General features: G+C 73.8%; 22 protein-coding genes and 1 pseudogene. 5 read left to right on the top strand and 18 right to left on the bottom strand.

Annotation, left to right across the window (positions count from 1 at the left end; translation table 11 throughout):
• Window positions 1-31: 31 nt before the first annotated feature.
• The 11 genes and pseudogenes from DVK06_RS11250 to DVK06_RS11200 form a co-directional block, all read right to left on the bottom strand.
• Window positions 32-1,207 carry a bifunctional oligoribonuclease/PAP phosphatase NrnA gene (locus tag DVK06_RS11250; protein ID WP_053772409.1) on the bottom strand — a complete coding sequence of 392 codons (1,176 nt, stop codon included), beginning with the start codon at window positions 1,205-1,207 and terminating at the stop codon, window positions 32-34.
• 121 nt (window positions 1,208-1,328) lie between these two features.
• Window positions 1,329-2,231 (bottom strand): NAD-dependent epimerase/dehydratase family protein, encoded by a 903-nt coding sequence (locus DVK06_RS11245; RefSeq protein WP_121600334.1) that lies wholly within the window; start codon window positions 2,229-2,231, stop codon window positions 1,329-1,331.
• Window positions 2,228-2,680 carry a DUF5791 family protein gene (locus DVK06_RS11240; RefSeq protein WP_053772411.1) on the bottom strand — a complete coding sequence of 151 codons (453 nt, stop codon included), beginning with the start codon at window positions 2,678-2,680 and terminating at the stop codon, window positions 2,228-2,230. The genes DVK06_RS11245 and DVK06_RS11240 overlap by 4 nt, the downstream gene beginning before the upstream one ends.
• Window positions 2,681-2,749: 69 nt before the next feature.
• Window positions 2,750-5,977 carry a hypothetical protein gene (locus tag DVK06_RS11235; RefSeq protein WP_121600333.1) on the bottom strand — a complete coding sequence of 1,076 codons (3,228 nt, stop codon included), beginning with the start codon at window positions 5,975-5,977 and terminating at the stop codon, window positions 2,750-2,752.
• Window positions 5,971-6,504: a hypothetical protein gene (locus DVK06_RS11230; RefSeq protein WP_121600332.1), complete on the bottom strand. Its 534-nt coding sequence runs from the start codon at window positions 6,502-6,504 to the stop codon at window positions 5,971-5,973. The genes DVK06_RS11235 and DVK06_RS11230 overlap by 7 nt, the downstream gene beginning before the upstream one ends.
• On the bottom strand, window positions 6,495-6,968 hold the full coding sequence (locus DVK06_RS11225) for a hypothetical protein (RefSeq protein WP_121600331.1): 474 nt from the start codon (window positions 6,966-6,968) through the stop codon (window positions 6,495-6,497). The genes DVK06_RS11230 and DVK06_RS11225 overlap by 10 nt, the downstream gene beginning before the upstream one ends.
• A gap of 6 nt (window positions 6,969-6,974) precedes the next feature.
• Window positions 6,975-7,475 (bottom strand): hypothetical protein, encoded by a 501-nt coding sequence (locus tag DVK06_RS11220; protein ID WP_121600330.1) that lies wholly within the window; start codon window positions 7,473-7,475, stop codon window positions 6,975-6,977.
• Window positions 7,476-7,568: 93 nt separating this feature from the next.
• Window positions 7,569-9,181 (bottom strand): annotated as a pseudogene (locus DVK06_RS11215) (type II secretion system F family protein).
• The gene (locus DVK06_RS11210; protein WP_121600329.1) at window positions 9,178-11,118 is read right to left on the bottom strand and encodes an ATPase, T2SS/T4P/T4SS family; all 1,941 of its coding nucleotides are present in this window, start codon (window positions 11,116-11,118) and stop codon (window positions 9,178-9,180) included. Before DVK06_RS11210 ends, DVK06_RS11215 begins: the two are co-directional and overlap by 4 nt.
• Before the next feature lie 72 nt (window positions 11,119-11,190).
• Entirely contained in the window at window positions 11,191-11,652 is a 462-nt protein-coding gene (locus DVK06_RS11205; RefSeq protein WP_121600328.1) for a hypothetical protein, read from the bottom strand.
• Between the two features lie 7 nt (window positions 11,653-11,659).
• Complete coding sequence (locus tag DVK06_RS11200) at window positions 11,660-12,262, bottom strand: DUF1515 family protein (RefSeq protein WP_053772419.1); 603 nt, start codon at window positions 12,260-12,262, stop codon at window positions 11,660-11,662.
• A 74-nt stretch (window positions 12,263-12,336) separates the two neighbouring features.
• Between DVK06_RS11200 and DVK06_RS11195 the strand changes: the two genes are divergently transcribed.
• Window positions 12,337-13,416, top strand: coding sequence for a tubulin/FtsZ family protein (locus tag DVK06_RS11195; protein WP_121600327.1), 1,080 nt, complete (start codon window positions 12,337-12,339; stop codon window positions 13,414-13,416).
• Window positions 13,417-13,485: 69 nt separating this feature from the next.
• Entirely contained in the window at window positions 13,486-14,184 is a 699-nt protein-coding gene (locus DVK06_RS11190) for a phosphoglycerol geranylgeranyltransferase (protein ID WP_053772421.1), read from the top strand.
• A gap of 28 nt (window positions 14,185-14,212) precedes the next feature.
• On the opposite strand, the gene DVK06_RS11185 is transcribed toward DVK06_RS11190, so the two are convergent.
• Entirely contained in the window at window positions 14,213-14,863 is a 651-nt protein-coding gene (locus DVK06_RS11185) for a riboflavin synthase (protein ID WP_121600326.1), read from the bottom strand.
• 132 nt (window positions 14,864-14,995) lie between these two features.
• Here DVK06_RS11185 and DVK06_RS11180 point away from each other — a divergent pair, with 132 nt between their 5' ends.
• Window positions 14,996-15,316, top strand: a complete 321-nt coding sequence (locus tag DVK06_RS11180; RefSeq protein ID WP_121600325.1) for a hypothetical protein — start codon at window positions 14,996-14,998, stop codon at window positions 15,314-15,316.
• 11 nt (window positions 15,317-15,327) lie between these two features.
• Here DVK06_RS11180 and DVK06_RS11175 read toward each other — a convergent pair whose 3' ends face one another.
• From DVK06_RS11175 to DVK06_RS11160, 5 genes are all read right to left on the bottom strand, one after another.
• Window positions 15,328-16,713: a Xaa-Pro peptidase family protein gene (locus tag DVK06_RS11175; protein ID WP_053772424.1), complete on the bottom strand. Its 1,386-nt coding sequence runs from the start codon at window positions 16,711-16,713 to the stop codon at window positions 15,328-15,330.
• Window positions 16,710-18,554: a UvrD-helicase domain-containing protein gene (locus DVK06_RS11170; RefSeq protein ID WP_053772425.1), complete on the bottom strand. Its 1,845-nt coding sequence runs from the start codon at window positions 18,552-18,554 to the stop codon at window positions 16,710-16,712. Before DVK06_RS11170 ends, DVK06_RS11175 begins: the two co-directional genes overlap by 4 nt.
• A gap of 106 nt (window positions 18,555-18,660) precedes the next feature.
• Complete coding sequence (locus DVK06_RS18970; RefSeq protein ID WP_167551915.1) at window positions 18,661-18,819, bottom strand: hypothetical protein; 159 nt, start codon at window positions 18,817-18,819, stop codon at window positions 18,661-18,663.
• Between the two features lie 86 nt (window positions 18,820-18,905).
• Entirely contained in the window at window positions 18,906-19,088 is a 183-nt protein-coding gene (locus DVK06_RS11165) for an HVO_0416 family zinc finger protein (RefSeq protein ID WP_053772426.1), read from the bottom strand.
• 170 nt (window positions 19,089-19,258) lie between these two features.
• Window positions 19,259-19,801 carry a CDP-2,3-bis-(O-geranylgeranyl)-sn-glycerol synthase gene (locus tag DVK06_RS11160; RefSeq protein WP_053772427.1) on the bottom strand — a complete coding sequence of 181 codons (543 nt, stop codon included), beginning with the start codon at window positions 19,799-19,801 and terminating at the stop codon, window positions 19,259-19,261.
• Window positions 19,802-19,905: 104 nt separating this feature from the next.
• Between DVK06_RS11160 and DVK06_RS11155 the strand changes: the two genes are divergently transcribed.
• Both DVK06_RS11155 and DVK06_RS11150 read left to right on the top strand, forming a co-directional pair.
• On the top strand, window positions 19,906-20,745 hold the full coding sequence (locus tag DVK06_RS11155; RefSeq protein ID WP_121600324.1) for a proline dehydrogenase family protein: 840 nt from the start codon (window positions 19,906-19,908) through the stop codon (window positions 20,743-20,745).
• A gap of 81 nt (window positions 20,746-20,826) precedes the next feature.
• Entirely contained in the window at window positions 20,827-21,540 is a 714-nt protein-coding gene (locus DVK06_RS11150; RefSeq protein WP_053772429.1) for a DUF502 domain-containing protein, read from the top strand.
• A gap of 51 nt (window positions 21,541-21,591) precedes the next feature.
• Here the strand turns inward: DVK06_RS11150 and DVK06_RS11145 are convergent, their stop codons facing one another.
• A complete protein-coding gene (locus DVK06_RS11145; RefSeq protein WP_053772430.1) occupies window positions 21,592-22,521 on the bottom strand; it encodes a branched-chain amino acid transaminase in 930 nt (309 codons plus the stop codon).
• Window positions 22,522-22,609 lie beyond the last annotated feature (88 nt).

The raw sequence follows: 22,609 nt of genomic DNA, 5'->3' as shown, positions 1-22,609 counted from the left end.
CGTCGCGGCGACCGTCGGCTCGCCGGCTCGGTCACACGTCGCCCGCCATCGCGCGGAACAGCCCGTCGGCGAGCGCGTCGCGGTCGACGACCTCTCGCTCCCCCTCTCCGGTGGGGTCGACCTCCGGTTCGATCGTCCCGCCGCCCATCCGGGAGTGCCCGCCGCCGTTCCCGTTGTCAACGTCGTCTAACACCGACGCTATCGCGTTGCCCATGTGGACCCGGTCGTCGCGCGACCGGCCCGAGAGGTGGACGGTCTCGTCGCGCTCGCCGATCACCACGACGGCGCTGACTCCTTCCAGCTGGATCAGCTCGTCCGCAGCCTGCGGTATCGCGTCGACGTTGTTCACGCCGCCGACGTCGGCGACCGCGAACGACCCCTCGATCCGCCGCCCCGCGATCGCCCGGGCCTTCACCTCCAGCACCTCCGCGTCGACCGCGGGGTTCGCGATGCGGTCGAGCCGGTCCTGGTCGACCCCGGGGTAGAGGTAGGCGGCCGCCGCGAAGTCGGGCTCGCTGGCGCCGACGGTGAGGTGTTTCGTGTCGGCCAGGATCCCGTACAGGAGGCCGGTCGCCGTGTCCGTCGACAGCGTCAGGTCGCTCGACGTCTCGCTGGCGTGTTTGTCCGGCGGGACGGGCACCGCGTCGTTGTCCCGGAAGTACTCGGCGACAACCGACGCGGTCGCGCCGTAGTCCGTCCGCACGTCCGTGAACAGCTCGCCGGCGCCGTCTCCCGGATGGTGGTCGACGACCGCCGTCGGCAACACGCCGTCGGCCCCGGCGAACCCCCGCGGTTCGTTGTGGTCGACCAGGACGACCGACTCCGCCGCGAGGTCGCTCACGTGCTCGATCGGTTCCAGCTCGAGGTCGAGGACGGTCCGGAACGCCCGGTTCTCTTGGTGGCGGATCTGTCCGGGGTACTGGACGGTGGCGTCGACGTCCACCTGGTCGGCGAGCGAGGCGACCCCGACCGCGGCCGACATCGCGTCGGGGTCCGGATTCGGGTGCATCAACACCGTGATCTCGTCTTCGGCGGCCAGCAGTCGGCGGAACTTCACTCCGGCCGTCCGCCGGGACCGAAGCACGATCAGGCCGACGCCGACCGCGATCAGGACGACGAGCGCCGCGGCGACGGCGAGCTCGGGATGCTCCCGGGCAATGGTCGCCGCCTGCGAAAACCGGTCGCCGACCGCGCTCATCGCTCGCATGCGTTGTGGCGAGTCGCTCCCGACACATGAAGCTTCGTCACCGTTCCGACCGACCGGAACCGACGGAACCCCCCGTCATTCCGGAGCTGTGTGACGGCGCGCCGCGATTCGACGGGGCGGTCTACTCGCACCGCGCCCGGAACGCGCGAACGGCGTCGCGGTACCCCGACCGGAACGTCGGGTGGGCGAACTCGTAGCCGAGCTCGCGGAGCAGCGCGTTCGAACACCGCTTGCTCGTCCGGATCCGGCGCTCCGCCGCCGCGGAGAGGTCGCCGGCCGCGATCCGCTCGTCCTTCGACAGCTTCTCCGGGCGCGGGACGCCGCAGGCGTCGGCGAGCCAGTCGGCGAACGCGTGCTTGTCGACCGGCTCGTCGTCGACGACGAGAACGGCGCGGTCGCGCGCCCGGTCCGTCTCCAGCAGGTGCCGGATCGACCCCGCGGCGTCGTCGCGGTGGACCATGTTCAGGTACCCGGCCGTCACCGGTCCCTCCACGTACCGCTCCAGGCGGTACCGGTCGGGGCCGTACAGCCCCGCGAACCGGACGACCGTTCCGTCGACCCCGGCGTCCGCCGTCCGCTCGGTCGCGATCCGCTCCGCCTCGGCGAGGACGCGAGTCTTCTCGGTGGTCGGCTCGACCGGCGTCTCCTCGTCGACCCACCCGCCGTCGTGGTCGCCGTACACGCCCGTCGAGGAGGTGTACACCAGCCGGTCCGGCGGCGACGCTCGCGAGCCGTACTCGTCGACGACGTTCGCCAGGCCGTCGACGTACACCGCCCGCGCCGCGTCGGCGCCGCGCCCGCCGGAACTGGCCGCGAAGACGACCGCGTCCGCGTCCGGGAGCGCCGAGAGCGACGCCGGATCGGTCGCGTCCGCGCGGACGGCCTCGACGTCGGGGCCGACGGCGTCGACCGCGTCGAGCCCCGCGTCCGACCGCCGGACGCCGGTCACCGCGTGACCGCGGGCGTCGAGCTGGTCCGCCAGCGCCAGCCCGACGTACCCGCAGCCGACGACGACGACCCTCATGGCTTGCGTCGCTCGATCACCGCGAGGATCTCGGCGAGCTGGCCGAGCGTCATCCTCGTCCGCCCCTCCAACGCCTGCTGGACCTCCTGGCCGGTGAGGTCGGCGTCGATCTTCGCGGCGATCGCGTCGACGTCGAGGACGGCGGTCGCCATCCCCATCAGCAGGTGATCGCGCACCTCGGCCACCGTCGCGTCGGCGTCTCGGTCCGGGTTCGCCGCCGCGAGGACGGCCGCCCCGTCCGCGAGCGAGAGCGACGCGACCTCCCCGTCGCGGAGGGCGCCCGCGTCCGCCTCGCTCAGCCCGACCTCTCCGACCAGCCGGTCGGGGTCGACCGCCGCGGCCGCCTCCGTCACCATCGCCTCGAAGGCGGCGAGCAACTCTTCCGCCGCCGGCTCGTCGGCGTCGACCTCGGGTCCGCCGCCGCGACCGTCGACGACCTCGTGGAACATACCCTCACTCGGTCGCGCCGTCTCAAAACGCCTGCGGTCGGGCGCGTGCCGGTCGGTTTCCGCGGCCGTTCACCCTGCCGTACACTCGTCTCCGTCCCCCGGCGTCGCTGTCAGTGCCCCCGGGCACGGCCAGCCGGCGGACGTCTCCTCGCGCGTCCCGCCGACGTCGCCGACGCCGGGCGGTCCGGCGGGGACGGCGACGACGACGACCGTCCGCGTCTCGAACGCGACCGGCTCCGTGGCGCCGAGCGCGACCGACTCGCCGTTCACATCGACGCTGACCGCGCCGGGCTCTCGGACGTACTCGAACGGGCGCCCGGGCGTTCCCACGTTCGCGCGGAGGGCGAACCGCGGGTACTCCCCGCGCACCTCGACGTGCCACGCGTTGACCGTCGCCACCCAGTACCCGGGCACGGGCGCGACCGGCAGCCCCGCGCCGACGGTCCGAACGGGCTTCGGGACCCGCTCGTCCGGGACCGACGCGACCGCCTTCCTCGCGCGCCCCTCGATCGCCGACTCGACCCGCTTCCGGCGGATCGCGCGGGACGCGGCGGTCGTCTCGTCGACGAACCGGGCCGGAACGCGGACCGCGTCCCGCCCCGCCTCCGTGCGCGCCTCGACGCGGAGGTGCGCCGCGAGCCCGATCCGCCCGGCCGACGACAGGGACCCGACCCGGGCCGCCTCCGCCGCGACGCGGTTCGGGTACTCGCCGTCGCCGACCGCGACGGCCCGCTCGCCGAGCGAGTCGTACTCGGCCGCGACGGCGTCCAAGACCGCCTTCCGCCGTGCGCGAGAGAGGTCCGTCCGCTCCGCGAGCCGCGCAGCCAGCGCCCCGTCGACGCGTCGCAGCGAGGCGTCGACCCGTCCGGCGAGCGCGCGGCGGTCGGCGCGCAGGTCGTCGCCGCCGTCGGCCGCCGCGAGCGCCTCGTCGGCCGCGAGGAGCGCCCGTCCGGCGACGCCGATCCGGACCGTGTCGTCGGTGCCGAGGATCCGGTTCGCGATCCCGCCGGAGACGTCCCCGTACGGGAGCGTGACGTAGTTCACGTTCCGTGCCGCGAGCGGTCGCGTCGTCGTGCCGTCGACGCCCGCGACGCGCTCGCCGTCGACCGCCGTCCGCGGGAGGTACCCCGGCGACCCCTCCGGCGCGAACGTGACGGCGCCGCCTGGCCCCCCGCCGCCGACGGCGTAGGTGCCCGGGTCGCGGGCGGCCTCGCGGCTGGCGATCACCTCGCCAACGGGCGGCCCGCCGAACGCGTCGTTCACGCGGTCGAGGACGCCCTCGGTCGCCGCCTCCCGGTCTTCGGCCGCCGACTCCAACTCCGCGACCACGGCGTCGAGGTACGCGACGCGGGCGGCGACGCGCGCCCGGTCGACGGCGCCGTCGTACCTCGCCGGGGCGTCCCGGAGGCGCTCCCGGCGGTCGCGCACGGCCGCGGCGAGGTCACGGTACGGCGTCGACTCGCCGACCGCCGCGTCGGTCATCGACGCCTCGGTCTCCACCCCGCGGACGCGCCCGGACAGCTCCGAGACGTCCCTCGCGACCCGGTCTACGTCCGCGTCGGAACGGTCGCCGTACACGACCGTCGACCGCGTCTCGTCGCCGCCCTCGACGGCCTCGCGCGCCAGCCGGTCGACGTCGCGATCGGTCTCGACGCCGAGTTCCGCCCGCGCTGCCGCCGGGGTGTCCGCGAGGTCCGGACCGCCGACGCCGCGGCCCTCGGCGGCCCCGAACGTCGCGGTCGGCCGGTCGGGCGCGTCGCCGCGCGGCGCGTACGTTCCGGTCACCGACACGCGGACGCGGTAGCGGTCCGTCGCCTCGTCCCGCGTCACGGCGCGGTCGACGCTCACGTTCTCAACCGTCCCGTTCGGCCCCCGCTCGACGACCCGGCGCTCCCACGTCGCGGTCGCGGTGCGCTCGACGACGACCGTCCGGGTCGCGCGGCCGAACGACACCGACTCGCCCGCAGACACGGTCGCGCCGTCGGTCCCCGTCCGGCGATCGCTCCCGTCGGTCACGCGGACTCGCTCCGTCCGCGACGCGTCGACCCGGCGCCACGGTTCGCCGAACCGCGAGCGGGGACGGTCCGGCGACACCGGGCCGCCGTCGACGACCCGCGTCGCCTCCGCCTCCAGTGTCGCCTCGACCCGGTGGCTCGCCCGCAGGATCGATTCGAGGTCGTCGTGGACGCGGGTCGCGGCGCGGTCGGCCGCGTGACCGACCTCGACCGTGGCGGTCTCGCCCGTCGCCTCCTCGCCCGGGTCGAAGGCGCCGTCCTCGCTCGCCGTCGCGTCCCCGGTCGAGGCCGCGGACTCTCCCTCCACGCTCCCCGTCGGCGTCGGCGCCCCGAGGACGGCGTCGGTCCAGGCGGCCTCGCGGACGCCCGTCGGCGACAGCAGGTCGGTCACGCCGGTGCGGGCGGTCGCCCGGGCGACGCCGCCGCGCGCGTCGGGGTCGCTGGTCCCGAACACGTCCCGCTGGACGCGGACGATGCCGGCGTTCGTCGACAGCTCGACGTGGCGGTTCGCGACGACGTTCTCGACCGGTGCGCCGGCGTACTGGCCGTACCCGCGGGCCCACGCGATCGCGTAGAGGCTGGCGGTGACCTGTCGCCCGAGCCCCGGCCCTTCGACGGGCCCGCGGTTGAGCCGGCGCTCGAACCGCTCGGTCCGCTCGTGAGCGGCCAGCGTCGGGACGGCGACCGTGACCGTCCGCGGTCGCGTCCGGTTGACGACCGTCCGACCGTCCCGGGTCGCGGTCGTCGCGACGCCCTCGAAGGTGACCCGGGTCGCGGTGCCGTTGGCGGCCGGTTCGACGCGGACCCGGTCGCGCGCGGCGACGAGGTCGTCCGCCGAGTCGACGGGCGGGAGCGAGACGTTCGCCGTCACGGCGCCGTGGTCGCTCTCGACCGCGCGCAGCGCCTCCGCGCCGGCGATCGCGAGCCGAACCCGGAACGCGTCCTCGAACGCGGACCCCTCGCGGACCGCTTCGGCCCCCGGCCCGGTCCCCTCCGGCGCGCGCGTCACCGGGGCCGCCGCCGCGTCGTGGGCGGCCTCGCGGGCGGCGCTCCTGAGCGCGGCGGTGGCGTCGGCGTCGACGCGCTCCACGGCGCGTTCGACGCGGCGGTCCTCACCGACCAGCCCCTGCTCGGCGAGGCCCGCGGCGTACGCCGAACTCGTCACGAGCAGCAGCACGCCGACGAGCGCGAACGGGACCCGAGCCCGCTCGTCGACGGCGAATGCCCGCGCGCGACCGGCGTCCGGGGACCGACCGCGCCCTCGATCCCCCACGATCACCACCTCCTGACGACGATCCGAACGACGCCCTCCGACGGGCGGCGCTCGCCGCTCGCATCTCCCGGCCCGTCCGGGACCGGCTGTCGGATCACGGCGGCGGAGACGTCGGCGGTTCGCGGCGGCTCGGGGCCCACGGCGACCGACCCCTCCGCGTCGCTGCCTCGTGACTCCCCGGCGGCGTCGCCCCGGCTCGCTGCGTCCTCGCGCCGGACCGTCGCGTCGACGCGCGTCCGCGGGCCGATCCCCGCCCGGACGGACGCGACGGCCTCGCGGTCGAACGCCCCTTCGCCGTCGCGGACGGCGAGCAGCGCGAGCAGCTCCGCCCGCGTCGCGGCGACGCGTCGCGTGCCGTTCGGCGCGTCCCCGTCCGGGTACGCCACGGTCGCGGTCTCGGTGACGAGTCGGTCGGCGGCGTCGGTCGCGGTCGGGCCGTCGGGACCGCCGGCGTCGGTCGCGCCGAGCGCGACGACGCTGGCGGAGACGCACAGCAGCAGCACGGTCACGTCGAGAACGGTGCTGGTCACCGCCACACCACCGCCCGGAGCGTCCCCCGGACGTTCCGTCCCGGCGCCACGCGCACCGTCACCCGCCGCTCGGCGACCGCGACCGCCTCCGGCGACCGGACCCCCGGCGGTCCCGGCGCCTCCGGACCGGACGCGGCCGACCACCGCTCGCCGTCCGCCTCCAGTTCGATCGCCGTCGCCGTCCCCGGCGCCTCCGCCCGCCGCAGCCGCTCCGGGTCGACCACGCCCCCGACGGTGACCGCGTCCTCGACGCGGTCGAGCGCCGCCGCCGCGCTCGCTCGGTCCCCGTCGGGCGCCGCGTCCGCGAACGCGCCGGCGTACAGTCCCAGCGCGAGTCCGACGACGATCACCGCGACGAGCGCGGCAACCGGTTCGACAGCGGCGCGGTCGGCGGCCGAGAGCGTCGGAGTCGGGTCTTCCGTCGCCCCCGGCGCCGTCGAATCGCCCGGCATCGCGGAGTCTGGTAACACGCGCGATCACCCCACGAGCGTGACGCGAACGTCGCCGTAGTGTACCCGTCGAACCGTGATCCGCTCCGGCGCCGGCGTCCACGTCGCGTCCGCCGCCCGCGCCCGCTCGGCCGCAGCCGCGAACGCCGCCGGGTCGTCGAACGCCGCGTCCGGCGGAGCGCCGTCGAGCACGCGCCGAAGCCGTGCGTCCGTCACCGCGGCCGGCGCCACGCCCGCCGTCGGCCGGACCACCGGCGTGATCCGCGGCGCGTCGAGCGTCGCCCGCGCCGTCCCCCGGTCGTCGCCGAGCGAGACGGCGCCCGCCGTGAGCCGGATCCGGTCCGCCGCGACCCCGTGCTCGGCGGTCGCCGGATACTCCCCGTCCGCGACCGAGTCGACCGTGCGCGCGACGCCTTCGGCGTCCGGCGGCGGCGAGGCGGGAAACGCGGCCGCAACGCCGACGGCCGCGACGCTCACGACGGCCAGTCCGAGCCACGCGTACGTGGCGTCGAGGTGCGTCTCGAACATGGCGCGGCTGGCCGCGGTTTGATATATAAACGGTCGGGTCGCGGGCCGGCACCCCTGGCCGGCGCCGGCCGGCTCGTCGCCCCCCGCCGGGTCTCAGAACAGCAGGCCGGCGCCGGCAAACGCGACGAGGAACGTCGCGGTGGCCGTCGGCAGCGCGATCCCGACCCGATACGCGACCAGCGTCCGGTCGAACCCGCGCTCCAGCCCCGTCGCCAGCCCGGTGAGGAGCGCGGCGAGCAACAGCACGTACGTCCCCACGATCCGGCCGAGCACGGGCACCGACAGGCCCCCCGCGCCGCGGCTCGTCCCGACCGGACCGCTCCCGCCGGCGGAACCCCCCGCTTCGACGCTCGCACTGCCGCCGGCGCTCAGCCCCCCGGCGAGCGCGTCGGCGCCCGCGGCCGCCCCAGCGCCGAGGCCGCCGACGTCGACCGCGTCGATCCCGGTCGCGAGCGCGACGGTCGCTCCGCCCACGAGCGGTGCGAACACGGCGGCCGTGTTCGAGAGCGTCCCCGTGACGGTCGCCAGCTGGCGGCGCGCGTCGCGCTCGAGTTCGCGCAGGGACTCCAGTTGGTCCGCGAGCTCCAGCAGCACGTCGCCGGCGGGGCGACCCTCCCGCGCGGCGACGGCGAGCAGCGCGATGGCGCCCCGGAGCCTGGGCGACGGGACGGCGACCGCCGGGCCGCCCCGCCCGACGAACGCCTCGCGGACGCCGACCCGCAGCGTGTCGCTGCGTCGCCCGGCGCGCTCGAACACCTCGCCGGTCGCGCCGTCCAGCCGCTCGCCGGCGTTCGCGACCGCGGTCTCGACCGCGATCCCCTCGGCGACATCGCCGCCGATCACGGTCATCGCGTCGGGGAGCCCCCGCTCCACGTCGCGCACGTCCGACAGCACCGCCCGACGGGGCCGCGCGAGGACGAACAGCGCGCCTCCAACGCCGAAGCCGGTCCCCGCGACCGGCCAGGCCCACGGCGCCACCGCCCGCGCGGCGACGACGGCGGCCGCGGCGCCGAGCGCGAGTCCGACGAGGAGCGCCAACCCGCTGTGGTCCGGCACCTCGGGGTGATCGCCGTCGATCCGCGGCGGCGGGAACGCGACCGGGCGCCGGAAGAGCAGCCACGCCGAGGCGGCCACCAGCCCGCTCGGGAGCGCGACGAGGTACAGGCCGGCGACGACCCCGGGACCGATCGCGACGCCGGCGGCGGCGCCCGCGGGAAGCAGCGCGATGAGCGCCAGCGGGAGCAGCACGCCGAAGGCGTACAGCGCGGAGACCGGGCCCCGAACCGCGCCGACGAACGACGCGAGCCGGTCGGTCGTCCCGGAGAGCGTCGCGTCGAGCGCGCGGTCGAGGGGTCGAGGCGCATCCGCAACACGAGCCGTCCGACGAGCCCCGGCGCCGCGCCGAGCGCCCGCGTCCGCCTGAGCGAGGCGAGCCAGACCGGCGCCCGATGGACCGCGTGGACCCCCCCGACGAAGGCGGCCAGCCCCGCCGGTGCGGCGGCGACCGCGCCGGCGACGAGCGCCGCGACGGCCGTGACGACCGCGCCCGCGACGATCCCGACCCGGTACCCGAGGCTGATGATCCGTTCGGGGGAGCGGTCCCACCCGAGGAACGCGACCGCCCGACGTAGCTCCTCCGAGGCACCCTCCCCGTCGTCGCTCGATCTGACCGATCCGTCGGACCCCGGCGAGGGGACTCCCGTCATCGGTCGCCTCCGGCGTACCGCGCCGGGGCGGTCCGACCGGTCCGGACCGCCTCCCGGATCCCCTCGGCCCGCCGATCGACGGCCGCTCGCACCGCCGCGTACGATTCGTTCGCGCCCGCGAGGGCCTCGATCAGTCGGCTCTCGCCGCGGTCGACCCGCCCCGTCGCGACGAGCCCGTCCCGGGTTCGCTCGAAGAGCGGCTCGAAGCTCACGCCGTCGCCGCGGTCGACGACCTCGACGATCGATTCGACGCGATGGGAGTCGAGCACCGCGACCAGGTCGGTCGCGGCGAACGACGAGCGGGGGACGCCGAGGTCGGTGACGACGCGCTCCTCGACGGCCGCCGGGTCCTCGCCGTGAATGGTCCCGAGGACGGTCTCGCCGGCGGCGCCGACGCGCATCGCCTCGTACAGCGCCCGCGCCTCCTCGCCGCGCACCTCGCCCACGCTCAGCGCGCCGCCGCCCATGCGGAGCGCGGTCCGCACGGCGTCCGCCGGCGCGAGTTCGGCGCCGTCCCCGACGCGGAGCCGCTGGGCGTCCCGGCCGACATCCGCGAGCGCGTCGACGGGCAGTTCCGGCGTGTCCTCGACGACGACCGTCCGCGTTTCGGCGGGCAGCTCCCACAGCAGCGCTCCGAGCGCGGTCGTCTTCCCGGCCGCCCGCCCCCCGGCGATCAGTCCGGCCACGCCGCGCTCGACGGCGACCGACAACAGCCCGGCCGCCGCGGGTGTGAGCGTGTCGACGGACGCCAACCGGGCGAGCGTCCACGCTTCCGGGTCGCCGCGCCGGAAAGTGAACGAGAGGCCGTCGCTCGCCGGCGCCGTGGCCGCGGCGACCCTGACGCGCCCGGTCTCGGACTCGATCGTCGCGTCGAGCGTCGGCGTCGCCCGCGAGAACGCCCGCCCGCTCTCGCGTCGGAGCCTGGACGCCAGCGTGGCGGCCCCCTCAGGGGGGAGCCGCACGTTCGTCCGGCACCGCTCGCCGTCGAGGACCACGCGCAGGGGGTTCTCCGCGACCGGCGCCGTCACCGTCGCGTCGCTCACGCGTTCGTCGGCGAAGACGTGCTCGAACGCGCCGTAGCCGTGCGTGTGCCGCCGCAGCACCTCGGTCAGGTCCGCGACCGGATCGCCGTCGTCCGCGGCCGCCCGCACCGCTCTCCCGGGCGCCCTGTCGCCCCCGCGAGGGTCGGCGAGCAGCCGGTCCCGAGCGTCGGCCAGCGTCGCCACGGCCTCGGCGTCCAACTCGGCGCTCGGCGGCGTGAGGTGGTACGTCCTGAGGGAGTCGTCGCCCTCGTAGAGTCGGACGGTCGCGCCGGTCGCGACCGTCCAGCGGTCGACCAGCGTCGCGCCCGGCGGCGGTGCGGCCGCGACGCGCGCCGTCGCGGCCGTCGGGCCGACGTGCGCCCGGAGCCTCTCGCGCAGGTCGCGGTCGCTTCCACTCTCGTCTGCGTCCCCAGCGAGTTCCTCGGCGGCCGACAGCAGTCCCGTCTCGCTCGCGACGCGCTTCGCGGCCCCCGCACGCCCGGCCGCCTCCGCCGCCGCGCCGAGCGGGTCGCGGACGACACGGTCCGCGAGCCGTTCCTCGTGGAACCCGATCCGCTCGCGGAACCGTCCCGCGGCGATGAGGAGCTCGGCGGCGCGGTCCGCGTAGGAGCGCTCTCGCCCGCGGTGTCGCGTCCTGATCACGTCGGCGTCGCGGTCGGCGAGCGCCGAGACGACGGTCGCGAGGCAGTCCGGGCTCGCTGCGAGGTCGCCGCGCCCCGGACAGCCGTCGGCGTCGACGTCGAGCACGACCCGGTCCCCGACGCCCGTCCCCGCGGGCTCGCGGAACGTCGGCTCGCACCGACACGCATTGGGACCGTCGTCGACCCACGGGAGCCGTCCGAGCGGCGTCTCGCCGTCGCCGCCGGCGAGCCGTTCGGTGAGGTCGAGGTTCATGCCGGCCGTGGCCGCGGTTCGGTATATAAACGATCGCCCGCTCACTCGCCTCCCCTCCGCTCCCGACCCGCTTCAGCCGATGCGACCGATCCGGACCGTCGGTCCCCCGTCGTCGACGTACCGGATCCGGACCCGGTTGGGTCCCGGTCGGAGTTCGACCGGGCCGCCGACGAGGTCGACGGCCGTCTCCGCGGGACCAGTTCCGACGCGGAGCGTGCGCCTCGGTCCGCCGTCGATCCGGTACGCGAGCGCGACGCCGCCCGGCCCCTCCGCCGACTCGACGAGCGCGACGCCATCCGTCTCGGCCGCGGCGAAGCCCGTCGGCACGCGGACGAGGACCGTCGTCCCCGCCGCCATCGCCGGATCGCCCACGGGGGCCGACCCGCTGACGACGCCGCCGATCGCTCGCTCCAGCCGGTCCGTCTCGGCGCCGAGCCGCTCCGCCGTCGTCGCGGTCCGCGCCGTCTCGACCGCGGGCATCGACGCCGCCAGCAGCGCGACCGCCACGAGGACGGTGAGGACCACGCGGATCACGGCGCGCTCACAGCGACTCCCGGAGCCGGTCCAGCGCGTCCGTGGCCCACGCGCCGCCGTCGTCGCTCGCGCCCCCGCCGCCCTCGTCGCTCCTGTCGCCCCCGACGCTCCCGCCGCCGCCGGTACGGGGGCCGGACGCCGGCCCGTCGTCCGGCAGGGCGGCGTCGAGGGCGCTCTCCGACGGGACCGCCCCGTCGTCGGGGCCGGCGTCGGTCGCTCGGCCGAGCCCGTCGTCGCGGTCGCCGTCCCGGTCGGCCCCTCGGCTCGCTTCGGTCGCCCGCGCCAGCGCCAGGTCGGCCCGCCGCTCGACCTCGTCGTTGACCGCCCTGACCGCTCCCGCGTAGCCGCGGACGGCCTGCGTCGCGGCCTCCAACTCCGCGACGCGCTCCTCCAGGTCGTCGAGCCGCGATTCGAGGCGCTCGCGCTCGGCCGTCGCCCGCGCCTCCTTGGCGGCGTCCACTGGCCGCGCGTCGCCTCCGGTCACCGCGCGCTCGACGGCGCGGAGCCGGGACTCGATCCGGTCGCTCGGACCGTCCGCGTCCGTCGGCGTCGCCCTCTCCGCCTCCGTCTCCGCTCTCGGCGGCTCGGTCCCGCGTGCGTGATCGGTCATGCGGCCCGTTGCCCGCGGCTCCACTCTTAAACCTCGGGGAAAGGGTATTGTCGCGGGAAGTGGAACGTTCTCGCATGAAAGCAGTCCTCCTCGGTGTCGGACAGGCCGGCGGGAAGCTGGCGACCGCCATCGCCGAGTTCGACGCCGACGCCGGCTACGGCGCGGTCCTCGACGCGCTCGCCGTCAACACCGCCGCGGCCGACCTCGACCCCCTCCCGCTCGAAACGGTCCTCGTCGGGCAGTCGCGCGTCAACGGTCACGGCGTCGGCGGCGACAACGAACTGGGCGCCGAAGTGATGGACGAGGACGCCGTCGAGGTGCTCGACGCGCTCGCCCCGAAGGTCACCGCGGAGGCCGAGGCGGTGTTCGTCGTCGCCGGTCTCGGCGGCGGCACCGGCTCCGGCGGCGCGCCGGTCCTCGTCCGCGAACTGAACCGCGTGTACGACGTGCCCGTCTACGCCATCGGCGTCCTCCCCGGCCGCGACGAGGGGACGATGTACCAGGTGAACGCCGGGCGGTCGCTGAAGACCCTGGTCCGCGAGGCGGACGCGACGATCCTGCTCGACAACGACGCGTGGCGCTCCGCGGGCGAGTCAGTCGAGGCCGGCTACGAGGCGATCAACGCCTCGATGGCGAAGCGGATCGGCCTCATCCTCGCCGCCGGCGAGGCGGTCGAGGGCGTCGGCGAGTCCGTCGTCGACACGAGCGAGGTGATCAACACGCTCCGCGCGGGCGGGATGGCCGCGGTCGGCTTCGCGTCGGCGCCCGCGGCCGAGGACCCGCAGGAGAACGTCACCACGGTGACCAGCGCGGTCCGCAGCGCGGTGATGACGGGGCTCTCGCTGCCGAACGCGACCGACGCCGACGCCGCCCTCGTCGCGGTCGCCGGCGACCCGGACCGGATCTCGCGGAAGGGCGCGGAGAAGGCCCGGAAGTGGCTTCAGGAGGAGACGGGGTCGATGCAGGTCCGCGGCGGCGACTTTCCGCTCGACTCCGACCGGATCGCCGCCTTGGTCCTCCTCGCGGGCGTCGAGCGCTCCCAGCGCGTCGAGGCGTTCTTGGAGCGCGCCAGGCAGGCAGTCCGCGACGAGCGCGAGGAGCGCCCCGACCCGGCGGCCGCGTTCGAGAACGACGAGATCGACGATCTGCTGTAGGCTCGGCGCTCTCTCCCCCGCGAGACAGGTTCCGCACCTTTTTGGTCACGCCCGGTGGAGTTTCGCCCGATGACTAACCCGTGGGACGACTGGGACCACGTGCTGAAGGTCGACCCCGACAAGGACCTCCGCCCGGGCGAGACCTTCGAGGACGTGTGCCGGACCGGGACGGACGCGATCGAGATCGGCGGGACCCTCGACGTCACCGCGGAGAAGATGACGCGCGTCGTCGACGCCGCCGCCGAGTACGACGTGCCGCTGTACCAGGAGCCGTCGAACCCGGGCGTGGTGATCGACTCCCCGTCGCTCGACGGCTACCTGATCCCCACCGTGTTCAACGCGGGCGGTCCCTTCTGGATCACGGGCGCCCACAAGGAGTGGGTGCGCATCGACGACCTCGACTGGAGCCGGACCCACACCGAGGCGTACATCGTGCTGAACCCCGAGGCGTCGGTCGCCCAGCTGACGGAGGCCGACTGCGACCTCGCCGCGGACGACGTGGAGGCGTACGCGAAGATCGCGGAGCGCATGTTCGGCCAGGAGATCGTCTACGTCGAGTACTCGGGCACCTTCGGCGACACGGAGAAGGTCGCGGCCGCCCACGACGCCTTGGACGACGCCACCCTCTTCTACGGCGGCGGCATCCACGACTACGAGTCGGCCAACGAGATGGCCGCCCACAGCGACGTGATCGTCGTCGGCGACCTGCTCCACGACGAGGGCGTCGACGCCGTCCGCGAGACGGTGAAGGGCGCGAAGGACGCCTGAAACGGTCGACAGCGCAGTCAGTTCCCGCTCAGTCCGCTCCCGCGTACCCGTCCAGCATGTTCTCGACGTACTTCGCGATCACGTCCACCTCCAAGTGGACCGGGTCGCCGACCGACTTCTCAGAGAGCGTGGTGAGGTCGTACGTCGTCGGGATGATCGCGACGTCGAACTCGTCGCCGCGCTTCTCGGCGACCGTCAGCGAGATGCCGTCGAGCGTCACGGAGCCCTTGTCGACGAGGTAGTCGCCGTGCCCCTCGGGGATCGAGAAGGTGAACCGCCAGTCCTCGCCGACGCGCTCGATCCCCCGGACCTCGGCGACCGTGTCCACGTGGCCCTGGACGACGTGCCCGTCGAACCGCCCGTCCGCGGACATCGCGCGCTCGACGTTGACCGCGTCGCCCTCGCGCACGTCGCCGAGGTACGTCTTCGCGACCGTCTCGCTCGCGAGGAACACCTCGAACCAGTCGGGCTCGTCGCCCCCTGCCTCGCCGCCGTCGCCCGCCTCGGCCGCGCCGCCGGTCGCGTACTCCTCGACGGTCAGGCAGACGCCGCTCACGCTGATCGACTGGCCGTGGTGAAGGTCGTCGAACCCGTCGACGCCGATCCGCAGCCGCAGTCCGTCGTCGGTCTCGGTCCGCGACCGGACCGCGCCGGTGCCCTCGACGATGCCGGTGAACATACCGGAACTGGGGACGGCCGACGGATATCGGTTCTGGGTCAGCGCGGTCGAGCGGGCGGGCCGGTCGCGCGCCGCGGCCGCGGCGCCGGGCGGCCGCGCCCCTTTTCTCCCCCGGGGATCAACTTCGGGTCGATGCGACTGGGACTGCTGGACATGATCGGGCTGGCGGCCTCGCTCGTCTTCGCGCTGCCGCTCGCCAACTACGCCGTCATCCGGCTGGCCGCCGGCGAGACCGCGCTCGGTGCCGGGCTGCTCGTCGTCGCCGCCGCGATGGTCGTCCTCCCGCAGTACTTCCTCGACCCCGCGCGGATCGCCCGCAGGCTCTTGTCCGGGCTGCTGCCGCGCCAACTTCGCGGCGATCCCGACGGGATGGCTTCGGGTCGAGCGGGCGACGACGAGTCCGGGTCGACGGACGCCGGCGCGGTCGACGGCGACGACGCGACGGGGCGGTAACTCGCTGGTTTTCAGACGTCGTCCGCGTCCGACCGCTCCTCCGGCACGATACCGAACGGGTACTCGGCCAGTATCTCGTACCCGTCGTCGGTGACGACGATCAGGTCCTCCAGCCTGACCCCGCCGATGTCGGGGTCGTAGACGCCCGGCTCGACGGTCACCGCGTGTCCCGGTCGGAGCTCGCCCGCGCCGGACAGCGACGGCCCCTCGTGGAGGCTCACGCCGACGCCGTGACCGGTGCCGTGGGTGAAGCCCGCCTCGCCCTCGCCCGCGTTCGGGTCGAAGCCGTACGCGGCCAGCTCCGCGGCCGCCTCGCCGTGGACGGTCTTCGCCGGAACTCCGGGCTCGATCTCGTCGAGTGCGGCCGCGCGGGCGGCCTCGACCGCGACGTACGCGCGGCGCTCCCAGCCGCCGTCGCCGTCGACGACGAACGTCCGGGTCACGTCGCCGTAGTACCCGTCCGGGCCCCGCGGCGAGACGTCGAGCAGCACCGTCTCGCCGGGCCGGATCGGGTCGTCGCCGACGCAGTGGAGGTCGGCCGCGGAGGGGCCGGCGCCGATCACCGTGTTGCCGGCGTCGCGGACGCCGCGCGCGGCGAGGACCGCGTTCACCTCCCGACGGAGCCGCTCCGTCGTGAGGGGCTCGCCCTTCCAGCGGAGCGGGGGACGGCGGTCCGTCTCCGCCTCCTCGCCGCCGCCCCTGTCGCTGTCGCTCCCACCGCCGTCGACTTCGCTCTCGGCGAGGACCGCCTCGGCGCGGGCCATCCCGGCGACCGCCGCGCGCTGGACGCGCCGTAGTCGGTCGACTTCGGCCGGCGTCTTTCGCGCCCGCGCGTCCGCGACCGCGTCCGTCGAGGCCAGGTCGACCCCCGCGCGTTCCAGGTACACCGCCGCGTCGTGCGGGATCGAGGCGGGCGCGAGGACGGTCGGGTCGGCGCCCTCGGCCGCCGCGCCCGCGCCGTCGACGAGGTCCTCCACGACCGCGGCCGCGCGCTCGCCGGCGTGGCCGCCGACGGCCTCGGTCCGAACCTCGCGAGCGACCCCGTCGTGGAACCGCTCCTCGGCGTCGGCAGCGGCCACCCCGCCCGGCGCGCGAGCGCCCGCGACGAACTCCCGCTCCGCCTGCTCGCAGAACAGCGCGGGGGCACAGAGGACCGCGCGGTCGCGGGCGTCGCCGTCGCTCGTCGTCCCGCCGCTCGGCGCGACGACCAGCGCGTACGGACGGTCCGGCCCCGAGAAGCGCGTCAGGTAGCGGAGGTCGTCGTCGGAGCGGTCGCCGACGGCGACGAACGCCGCCGCGTCCGCCTCGCGGACCGCCTCGACGACGGGCCGGAGGTCGGTCCGCAGCGGGCGGGGCCCCCCCTCGCCGTCTCCCGGCGCCGCGTCGCCTCCGCTCACGGCTCGGGTTCGGGAACCGCCAGCTCCGCCTGGACCTCGTCGACGAGCTCCTGTGCCGGCTCGTCGCGGAGCTCGTTGAACAGGAGGACGCTGATCGGGAGCGTCGGCGCGCCGCTGATGAGGCTCTCCATGATCACGAGCCGCTCGCGGGCGCGGGACATCCCGACGTAGAAGACGCGGCGCTCGTTGTCGGTGAGGACCGGCACGGGGCTCGTCGACTTCGTGAACTCCTCGACGCCGTCGACGTCGGTCGGGTCGTCGATGGAGGCCGCCATCTGCTCGACCACCTTCTCCGTGAGGTCGGTGGCGACGAACACGTGGTCGGCCTCGCGGCCCTTCGCCGAGTGGATGGTGCCGACGCGGACGCGGGTCGGGTCGGTGCCTCGGTAGTCGCCGTCGAAGTACGCGCCCATCGACTTGCGCTGGAAGCTCGTCACCTTCCGGACCATGTCGTCCGCGCTCGCGGTGTCCGGCATGAAGGGGATGTACTCGTTCAGCGTGTCGGCGGCGACCTCGATCTCGGCGACGTCGTCGGCGTCGGCCGCCTCCTCGCGGTCGTCGAGGAAGTCGTAGAACTCCTCGCGGTCGTGGGTACCGAACGCCGACTCCTGAAGCATGTCCGCGAGCCGCCGCGCCTCCAGACCGGTGACGGGCTCGTCCGCCTCGGCCTTCTCGATGGCGCTCACGTAGTCCCGGACCCGATCGGTCCACATGCGCCCGTCGGTGAGCATCGTGAACGGGATGCCGTGGTCGATGAACTCGTCGATGAAGTCGAACATCTGGTAGCGCGCCCGGAACAGGCACATGATGTCGCCCTCGTCGTCTTCGACGGTGTACCGGACGTTCCGGACGAGCTCGATCATCGAGGGCGACTCGATCGCCTCGACGGTGCCGCCCTCCGTGCGCGGGTGGAGGTCCTTCTCCTGCCGCTTGTCGATGTGGCGGATCTCGGCGTTGACGACGTTGAGTATCTCCGAGGGGAGCCGGTAGGAGTTCGGCAGGACCACGTCCTCGTCGACCTCGGTGTCGAGGAGGAGGTCGGGGTCGGCTCCCTGCCACGCGTAGACGACCTGGTCGTCGTCGCCGGCGATGAGCACCGTCTCCATGTGCGGGCGCCACTCCTCGAAGACGTTGTACTGGAGCGTCGTGATGTCCTGGAACTCGTCGATGATCAGGTAGTCGACGCTGGGGACCAGCGAGCGCTGCGCGACCCGTTCGAGCATGTCGGCGAAGCCGACGAGGTCGTTGTCGCCCTTGTACGCGCGCCACGCCCGGATCGTCTCGGGGATGTCGATCCGGTCGTCGTCGGAGGGCCACGTCGGCGTGTACTTGTTCCCCTGCTGGGCGTTCGGGTCCTCCTCGGGCGGGAGCCGGACCTCCTCGACGTTCCACTGGAAGGGCACGTCGTACCAGTCGGCCACGTCGCGCTCGGTGCGCTGGAGCCACTGCGAGGTGGCGATGATCTTGTTGCCGATGGTCGTCGACCGCGCGGTCCGGCGGCCGGCGCCGCCGTGCTGGTCCTCGAACTCGATGCCGTACTCCTCGCAGAACGCCTCCTTGTCGTCCTCGCCGACCACGTCGCCGCGCGAGAGGTCCAGCAGCTCGTACGCCTTCGCGTGCATCGTGCTGACGTTCCCCTGGAGGCTGCGCGGGGAGACGCCGAGCCGCTCGGCGAGCCGCTCGCGGATCTCCGCCGCCGCCGCGCGCGTGTATGAGACGACGAGCACGTCGCGTACGTCGGCCCCCTCCTCGTCGAGAATCGCCTCGACGCGGTCCAGGAGCGCGGTCGTCTTCCCGCTCCCGGGACCCCCGAACAGCCGCGTCACCGTGGTATCAGTCATTGGTACACCCAGATTCCGACTCTCCTTAAACGCCGTGGCTCGGCTGTCGTCGCCTCGGGCTCCGGCCCGGCCGCGGCGGACGGGCGCCTCGCCGGCCGGTCGGCCGTCAGCTGCTCCGCGTCGCGCGGGCCTCGCGGACGTCGGCGCCGTCGCGGACCAGGTCCTCGCAGGCCGGACAGACGCGGGGCCGATCGACCTCGTTCGGAGTGAACACCCGAACGTAATCTGTCGTGACGAACGAACCGCAGTTCTGACAGGTCGGCATGGTAGTCACTATCGAGTAATTCCTCATAATACTACCGGGGAGTGTGACGGAAAGAAAATCCCCGCACCGCGGCGGTGCCGCGGGAGTCAGTTCGGCCGCCAGTCGCAGACCGAACACCGCGCCGTTCCTTCCTCGTGGAGCGCACCGCACTCGGGACACTGGAGCTTGTTATAGGATCGCTCCCAGCTTACGATCTCTGTCTCGTGGCCGTGATCCGAGAGGAACTCGTCGAACACGTCGTCGTCCGAGCTGGGTGCACTACTGGACATGCGTGACACGGTATGTCACACCAGAATATATATCTTTCTACCGTTCTCGTCGCTGCGAATTACGCGACCGCTCGATCAACTTTTCCGAACAGAAGCGCAATTGCGGAACTTCGGCGCGCGCCGGTCGTCGCGGGATGGGATTTCGCCGCGCGAGGAGATTCCCGTCGCGTTCACCACGGCTCGTCCTTGACGCCGAGCGCGTACGCCCCGACGTTCGTGACGACGTGGAGGACGGGGGTCATCACGAGGACGACCGCGAGGACGCGCGGCGTGAACACCGCGAGCGCCCAGTCGGTGTCGACGGCGAAGGCGAGGACCAGCGCGCCGACGACGAAGTCCAACTGGTCGAGCCCGGGGAACGCGGCGCCGCGCTCGCGCCCGGACCGGCGCTTGAGGAAGGAGGCGCCGATGTCGCCGCACATCGCGCCGAACGCGAGCGCGAACGCCGCCGGGAGCGCGAACGTCGGCAGATCGGCGCCGAGCGCGGCGCTCGCCGGGTCGGCGAGGCGGTTGAGCGCGAGCGCGAGCAGCACGCCGACGAGGGTCCCCACCGCGGTCCCGCGCCACGTCTTCCCGTCGCCGAGCAGCCGCGCGCCGCGCCACTCGCGGCCGCCGTCGACGGGGCGGCCCCCGCCGGCCAGCACCGCGGCGTTGTTCGGGACGTACGCCGGGAGCATCGCCCAGAACGCGGTCGCAACGAGCGTACCGATCATGTCCTCACCGCCGGCGCGCGGCGTTTTATAAACCCCGGATCGGGCTTGCGGTCGTCGCCGCCGGGTCGACAAATGTAAAGTTCGCCCCGACCGGAACTGTTCGTATGATTCCCCCCATCGCCAGTCGGTTCGTCGCCGGCGAGAGCGTCCCGTCCGCCCTCGACCACGCTCGGGCGGCGAACGAGGACGGCGTCGCGGTCATCCTGAACCTGCTCGGCGAGCACTACGACGACCCCGCGGACGCCCGCGCGGACGCCGACGCCTACCTCCAACTCCTCGACGACATCGCCGACAGCGGCCTCGACGCCTGCGTCTCGGTGAAGCCCTCCCAGATCGGCATGGACGTGTCGGCGGACTTGTTCGAGGAACACTACCGCGAGATCGTCGCCCGCGCCGACGAGCTCGGCGCGTTCGTCTGGTGCGACATGGAGGACGCCGACACCACCGACGCCACCCTCGACGCCTTCGAGTCCATCGCGGCCGACTACCCGTGGAGCGTCGGCCAGTGTATCCAGTCGAACCTCAAGCGGACCGCGGACGACCTCGACCGCCTCGTCGACGTCCCCGGCAAGATCCGGCTCGTGAAGGGGGCCTACGACGAGCCGTCGTCGATCGCGTACACCGAAAAGGCGCGCGTCGACGAGGCGTACCGCGACGACCTCCGGTTCCTCTTCGAGCGCCGCGACCGCGGGATCGCGGTCGGGAGCCACGACCCCGAGATGATCTCGCTCGCCGACCGGCTCGCGCGCGAGGGCGGCGCCGACTACGAGGTCCAGATGCTGATGGGGGTCCGCGAGGACGCGCAGCGCGACCTCGTCGCACAGGGAATCGACGTGTACCAGTACGCCCCGTACGGCGGCAAGTGGCTCTCGTACTTCTACCGCCGCGTCCGCGAGCGCAAGGAGAACCTGACGTTCGCGGCGCGGGCGGTGCTGGGGAGATAGGCGAGGCGACCGCCGACCGGCCCGAGGCCGCCGCCGCGTGGAAGCCCTCTTAAGGATTGCCGACACATACCGATCCGATAGATGTCCACGTGGAAACGCGACTTCGCCAGCGGGCTCATCGTGCTGGCGCCGCTCCTCGTCCTCCTCTTGGTCCTCCGCTGGATCTACCAGTACATCGCGTCGATCCCGCTGATCGAGGGGCTCCAGCCCGCGGTCATCCCGGCGCCGCTCGAGCCCGTCTCCCGCGTGGTGATCGCGTTCGCGGTGTTCGCGACCGTCGTCCTCGCGGTCGGCTACTTCATGCGGACCACGCTCGGGCGGCTGGCGGAGTCGGCGGTGGACGACGCGATAAACCGGATCCCTGCGCTGCGGGTGGTGTACAACGCCTCGAAGCTCGCGATCGAGACGGCGATCTCCGGCACGGACGAGCTCCAGAGCCCGGTGTACATCGAGACGTGGCCGGGGATCCGGATGACGGCCTTCCGGACGGGCAAGAAGACCCGCGACGGCAAGATCGTCTTGTTCATGCCGACCGCGCCGAACATCACCACCGGCTTCGTCATCGAGGTCGAGCCGGAGCGGATCGAGGAGACCGGCGAGACGGTCGAGGAGGGGATGACGCGCGTCCTCTCGGCCGGGTTCGCGGAGTCGGCCCATCAGGTTCCCGTCCACGAGGAGCCCCCCGAGGAGGGGGACGGGGCGGGCGCTCCCGGCGGCTACGGTCACGTCCGGACCGACGGCACCCCGAGCGACGGTGAGGGGTCGGCGGCCGACGGCGGTGGTTCCGGCGAGTAGACGGTCCGCGTTCCGGTGAGTGACCGGTCTACCGAGACGGAGTCGCGCGGCTTACAGGTACGTGAACCACTCGTCGTGGTCGTCCGTCCGGCGCTCGACCAGGTCGAAGAAGGCGCTCTGGAGCTCCTCGGTCACCGGGCCGCGGGTGCCCGCGCCGATCTCCGTGTCGTCGACCGAGCGGATCGGGGTGACCTCCGCGGCGGATCCCGTGAAGAACAGCTCGTCGGCGGTGTACAGCTGCCCTCGCGAGATGACGGCCTCGTCGTGGACCTCGTAGCCGCGCTCCTCGGCGAGGGCGATCACGGTGTCGCGGGTGATCCCTTCGAGGATGGACTGGGCGGGCCCGGTGGTGTATATCTCGCCGTCGTTCACCATGAAGACGTTCTCGCCAGGCCCTTCCGCGACGTTGCCTTCCTTGTTGAGGACGATGGCCTCGACGTAGCCGTTCCGGCGCGCCTCCTCGCCCGCCAGCATGGAGTTGACGTAGAGGCCGGTCGTCTTCACGTTCGTCGGCACCTGCGAGGACGCGTGTTTCCGCCACGAGGAGACCATCACGTCGACGCCGTCCTCGAGCGCCTCCTCGCCGAGGTAGGCGCCCCACGGCCACGCAGCGAGGACGAGGTCGGTCGGGCAGTCCTTCGGCGAGACGCCGAGCGAGTCGTAGCCGTAGTAGGCGATCGGCCGGATGTAACAGGACTCCAGGTCCTGTCGGTCGAGCAGTTCGAGGGTCGCCTCGGTTATCTCCTCGCGGGAGTGCTCGATGTCCATGTCGTACATCTTCGCGGAGTCGAACAGCCGGTCGAGGTGTTCGTCCCACCGGAAGATGGCCGGCCCCCGCTCGGTGTCGTAACAGCGGACGCCCTCGAACACGCCGCTCCCGTAGTGGAGCGCGTGCGTCAGAACGTGGGTCGTCGCGTCCTCCCAGTCGAGGAACTCCCCGTTCTTCCAGATCGTGTCGACGTCCATCTCATCGAATCCCATGGTTCGTGGTTGCGGTCGGCGGGCTTAAAACTGTGACAACCGGTCAGGGCTGTCGCGAGGAATCGCGTTCGGAGTTCTCTGAGAAATC

The sequence above is a fragment of the Halorubrum sp. Atlit-28R genome, from assembly GCF_003665955.1.
In the GTDB taxonomy this organism is placed as follows: domain Archaea; phylum Halobacteriota; class Halobacteria; order Halobacteriales; family Haloferacaceae; genus Halorubrum; species Halorubrum tropicale.
This window is presented reverse-complemented; position numbering and strand designations above follow the sequence as displayed.

Bases quoted from the DNA above. Each gene is read 5' to 3' on its own strand.
- DVK06_RS11170 (WP_053772425.1), bottom strand. From the start codon at position 18,554: ATGACTGATACCACGGTGACGCGGCTGTTCGGGGGTCCCGGGAGCGGG.
- DVK06_RS11155 (WP_121600324.1), top strand. From the start codon at position 19,906: ATGATTCCCCCCATCGCCAGTCGGTTCGTCGCCGGCGAGAGCGTCCCG.
- DVK06_RS11165 (WP_053772426.1), bottom strand. From the start codon at position 19,088: ATGTCCAGTAGTGCACCCAGCTCGGACGACGACGTGTTCGACGAGTTC.
- DVK06_RS11145 (WP_053772430.1), bottom strand. From the start codon at position 22,521: ATGGGATTCGATGAGATGGACGTCGACACGATCTGGAAGAACGGGGAG.
- DVK06_RS11195 (WP_121600327.1), top strand. From the start codon at position 12,337: ATGAAAGCAGTCCTCCTCGGTGTCGGACAGGCCGGCGGGAAGCTGGCG.
- DVK06_RS11150 (WP_053772429.1), top strand. From the start codon at position 20,827: ATGTCCACGTGGAAACGCGACTTCGCCAGCGGGCTCATCGTGCTGGCG.
- DVK06_RS11240 (WP_053772411.1), bottom strand. From the start codon at position 2,680: ATGTTCCACGAGGTCGTCGACGGTCGCGGCGGCGGACCCGAGGTCGAC.
- DVK06_RS11180 (WP_121600325.1), top strand. From the start codon at position 14,996: ATGCGACTGGGACTGCTGGACATGATCGGGCTGGCGGCCTCGCTCGTC.
- DVK06_RS11190 (WP_053772421.1), top strand. From the start codon at position 13,486: ATGACTAACCCGTGGGACGACTGGGACCACGTGCTGAAGGTCGACCCC.
- DVK06_RS18970 (WP_167551915.1), bottom strand. From the start codon at position 18,819: ATGCCGACCTGTCAGAACTGCGGTTCGTTCGTCACGACAGATTACGTT.
- DVK06_RS11160 (WP_053772427.1), bottom strand. From the start codon at position 19,801: ATGATCGGTACGCTCGTTGCGACCGCGTTCTGGGCGATGCTCCCGGCG.
- DVK06_RS11245 (WP_121600334.1), bottom strand. From the start codon at position 2,231: ATGAGGGTCGTCGTCGTCGGCTGCGGGTACGTCGGGCTGGCGCTGGCG.
- DVK06_RS11250 (WP_053772409.1), bottom strand. From the start codon at position 1,207: ATGCGAGCGATGAGCGCGGTCGGCGACCGGTTTTCGCAGGCGGCGACC.
- DVK06_RS11200 (WP_053772419.1), bottom strand. From the start codon at position 12,262: ATGACCGATCACGCACGCGGGACCGAGCCGCCGAGAGCGGAGACGGAG.
- DVK06_RS11185 (WP_121600326.1), bottom strand. From the start codon at position 14,863: ATGTTCACCGGCATCGTCGAGGGCACCGGCGCGGTCCGGTCGCGGACC.
- DVK06_RS11210 (WP_121600329.1), bottom strand. From the start codon at position 11,118: ATGAACCTCGACCTCACCGAACGGCTCGCCGGCGGCGACGGCGAGACG.
- DVK06_RS11220 (WP_121600330.1), bottom strand. From the start codon at position 7,475: ATGTTCGAGACGCACCTCGACGCCACGTACGCGTGGCTCGGACTGGCC.